Raw genomic sequence first — 3,198 nt, 5'->3', positions numbered from 1 at the left:
GGATGAAGATGTTCGGCACCGCAACATGGCCGGAAACGAAGACACCCGGCACGCCGGGCGATGACAATTTCCGTGGAAGCCTGTTTGGTGACGGTCGCTTCAATATCGACAAGAACTGGAGCTGGGGCTTCCGTTCCGAACTGGCGACGGACGATACCTATCTCCGCAAATATGACCTGTCCAACCAGACAGACCTTGTGAACAATCTGAACGCCACCTATGTGGACGGGCGCAACAGCTTCACGGCGGATGCCTATTATTTCCGCGGCCTGCTTTCGACAGATAACCCGGACACGACACCCTGGGTCGCGCCTATCCTGCAGTACAATTATTCGCATCCGACGCTTTATTTTGGCGGCCGGATAGGCTTTTCCGCCAATGCGATGGTGCTGGAAAGGGAGATCGGTGCAAAATCCCGGCGCATCACCAGCCAGATCGACTGGAACAGGCGCGAAACCACTTCCGGCGGGTTCGTCTATCGTCTCTTTGGCAGTTTGCGCGGCGACCTCTATTCCGTTGAAGACGTTCCGCACCCCACCCTGCCTGCCACCAATCTCGAAGACGCGACGATCGCGCGCGGCCTGCCGACAATCGGCACGGAATGGAGCTATCCGCTGGTGCGCACGGATGGCGGCATCCGGCAGGTCATTGAGCCTATTGCGCAGGTCGTCTATTCACCCAATGTCGGCAACACCATCGAAATTCCCGATGAAGACTCGCTGAGCTTCGAGTTTGACGACACTAATCTTTTCTCGGAAGACCGGTTCGTTGGCTATGACCGCTGGGAGACGGGTTTCCGCGCAAATATGGGTGTGCGCTATTCGATCTTCACGCCCAATGGCGGACAGGCGAATGCCATTTTTGGCCAGAGCTTCCGTGCGGGCGATAATGACAGCCTGCCCGCTGCGTCGGGCCTGCGGGACGAATCCTCCGACTATGTGGGACGCGTCATGGTCTCTCCCAACAAGGACCTCGTTGCCGTCTATCGCTTCCGCCTCGACGATGACCGCTACAAGATCCGACGCAATGAAGTGACGCTGATGGCGCGCGAAGGCCCGGTGCTGGCTGAATTCGGCTATGCCTATTTCGCAGCCGACCAGACCATCAACTTCCGGTCGCGCGAAGAAATCTATGCGGGCAGCGTGATCAAGCTGGATGATTACTGGCGCATCTATGGCCAGACAAGGCGCGACCTTTCCAACAGCCGCACCGTGTCGAACCGCCTTGGCATCGGTTATGAAGATGAGTGCATCGACATATCGCTCGGCTTCGACCAGTCCTTCTATCGTGACCGCGACTATGAACCGGACAATTCCGTCATTTTCCGTGTCACCCTGAAGACGCTGGGGCCGACGGGCAACACCGGTGCCCTTGGTCCCAGACAATAAAACATCCTGAAAATCCGCAGGTTTCGGGGATTTTGCCCGGTTGATCGAGGCCTTGTTTCAAGTATTCTGTCGATCTGTATGAGCGGTTACCGGAGGGCTAGTCGCCCCCACAAGAAAGACGCAATGACTCCGACACAGATCCATGCGGGCACGGCCACGCAGCCCACTTCCCGGCTCTTTCGCCTGATCGCCGGAATTGCCGCCGCCCTTCTCTTTTTCTGCGTCTTTTCCGCCAAGGCCGTGATCGCTCAGGAAGCGGGCGGCCCTTCTTCGGCGCTTTCCGACAGCCAGGGTATCGCGGCCATCGTCAATGACCGTGTTATCTCGTCCTATGATCTTGATCAGCGCGTGAAACTCGTGCTGCTCAGTTCCGGTATTCCGAATACGCCGGAAAATATCTCCCGTATTCGCGGACAGGTTCTGCGTTCGCTGGTGGACGAGTTCCTGCAGATGCAGGAGGCGCAGCGCCTCAACATCAACATTCCGCAGGAAGAGGTTGACGCCGCGCTGGCGCGTATCGCCCAGCGCTCCAACATGACGGCGGATCAGATCGAAGAAATGCTCAAGGAAGGCGGCGTCAGCAAAGCGACGCTGCAACAGCAGATCCGTAGAGACATTGCCTGGAACCGCGTCGTGCAGCAGCAATTCGCCCCGCTCGTAACCGTGGGCGAAACGGAAGTCGATGAAGTCATGCGCCGGCTGGAAGAAGAAGCCGGAGAGCCGCGCTATCTCGTCTCTGAAATCCTCATCTCCTATGACAGCCCTGCCCATGCCGAAGAAATTGCCGCCGGCACGCAGCGGCTCGTTGAGCAGATTCGACAGGGTGCCCCTTTTGAAGCAGTTGCGCGCCAGTTCAGCCAGTCGCCCACAGCGGCCAACGGGGGTGACATTGGATGGGTTCACGCGAGCCAGCTTCCGGAAGGCGTGCGCGAGGTCGTGACGAAAATGCAGCCGGACATGGTGTCCGACCCGATCCGCACGCTGACGGGCTTCTACATCGTGAAGCTCAGGGCCATGCAGACGGGGACGGGCGCTGACCCGATGCGTGACCAGTACCAGCTCATGCAGGTTTTGCTGCCGCTCGCGCCCGACGCGGACCCGCAGGCGGTGAGCCGCCGCGCGCGCGAAGTGACGGAGTTTCGTTCGCAGGTTTCCTCCTGCGATCAGGCCGAACAGCTCATCCGCAAATATGTGAGCGGCACTGTCAGCCCCCGCCAGCAGGTGATCGCCGGCCAGCTTGAGCCTCGCCTGCGGCAAGCCATTGCCAATGTGAAGGTTGGCGGTGTAACGGACCCCATCCGCTCTGAACGTGGCGTCGAGATGATTGTTGTTTGCGCACATCGCGCCGCCGAAGGTGAATTGCCGACCCGCGAGCAGATCGACAATTCGCTCTTCGAGCAGCAACTTTCTATGATGGGGCGCCGCCATCTGCGCGATCTCAGGCGCGACGCGGTCGTCGTCTATCGCTGATCGCTCTATCGCCGCGATGAAGCGGAACGGGACAACACATGGCAACTAGAGACGCATCGCCTCTGGTGCTGACGATGGGCGAGCCTGCGGGTATCGGTCCCGAAATCACATTGCGCGCATGGGCGACAGCAAAGGAAGAAAACCTGCCGCCCTTTCTCGTCGCGGGCGATCCGGCACTCTACCGCCGCCTGGCGGGACAACTCGGCCTCAGACTGGAGGTCGCGGAGATCAAAACCCCCGCCGACGCTCTTGCCTGCTTTTCGGACGCGCTGCCCGTTCTACCGGTCACGCTTTCCGAGGAAGTGCGTCCCGGCGAGCTTTCTCCCGCTAATGCGAAAGC

Annotated in this window: 2 protein-coding genes and 1 pseudogene; all 3 read left to right on the top strand. The window is 59.7% G+C overall.

Annotation, left to right across the window (positions count from 1 at the left end; translation table 11 throughout):
- On the top strand, positions 1-1,388 hold a 1,388-nt coding region (locus tag WBF74_RS07785), incomplete at its 5' end, for an LPS-assembly protein LptD (RefSeq protein WP_424437707.1).
- 123 nt (positions 1,389-1,511) lie between these two features.
- Positions 1,512-2,858: a peptidylprolyl isomerase gene (locus tag WBF74_RS07780; RefSeq protein ID WP_424437704.1), complete on the top strand. Its 1,347-nt coding sequence runs from the start codon at positions 1,512-1,514 to the stop codon at positions 2,856-2,858.
- Between the two features lie 38 nt (positions 2,859-2,896).
- Positions 2,897-3,198, top strand: a pseudogene (locus WBF74_RS07775) (4-hydroxythreonine-4-phosphate dehydrogenase PdxA); the annotation flags it as partial.

It is taken from the genome of Parvibaculum sp. (assembly GCF_049672805.1).
Lineage (GTDB): Bacteria > Pseudomonadota > Alphaproteobacteria > Parvibaculales > Parvibaculaceae > Parvibaculum.
This window is presented reverse-complemented; position numbering and strand designations above follow the sequence as displayed.

What these genes read in the sequence shown, in the direction of transcription:
- WBF74_RS07780 (WP_424437704.1), top strand. Translation starts at nt 1,512, where the DNA reads ATGACTCCGACACAGATCCATGCGGGCACGGCCACGCAGCCCACTTCC.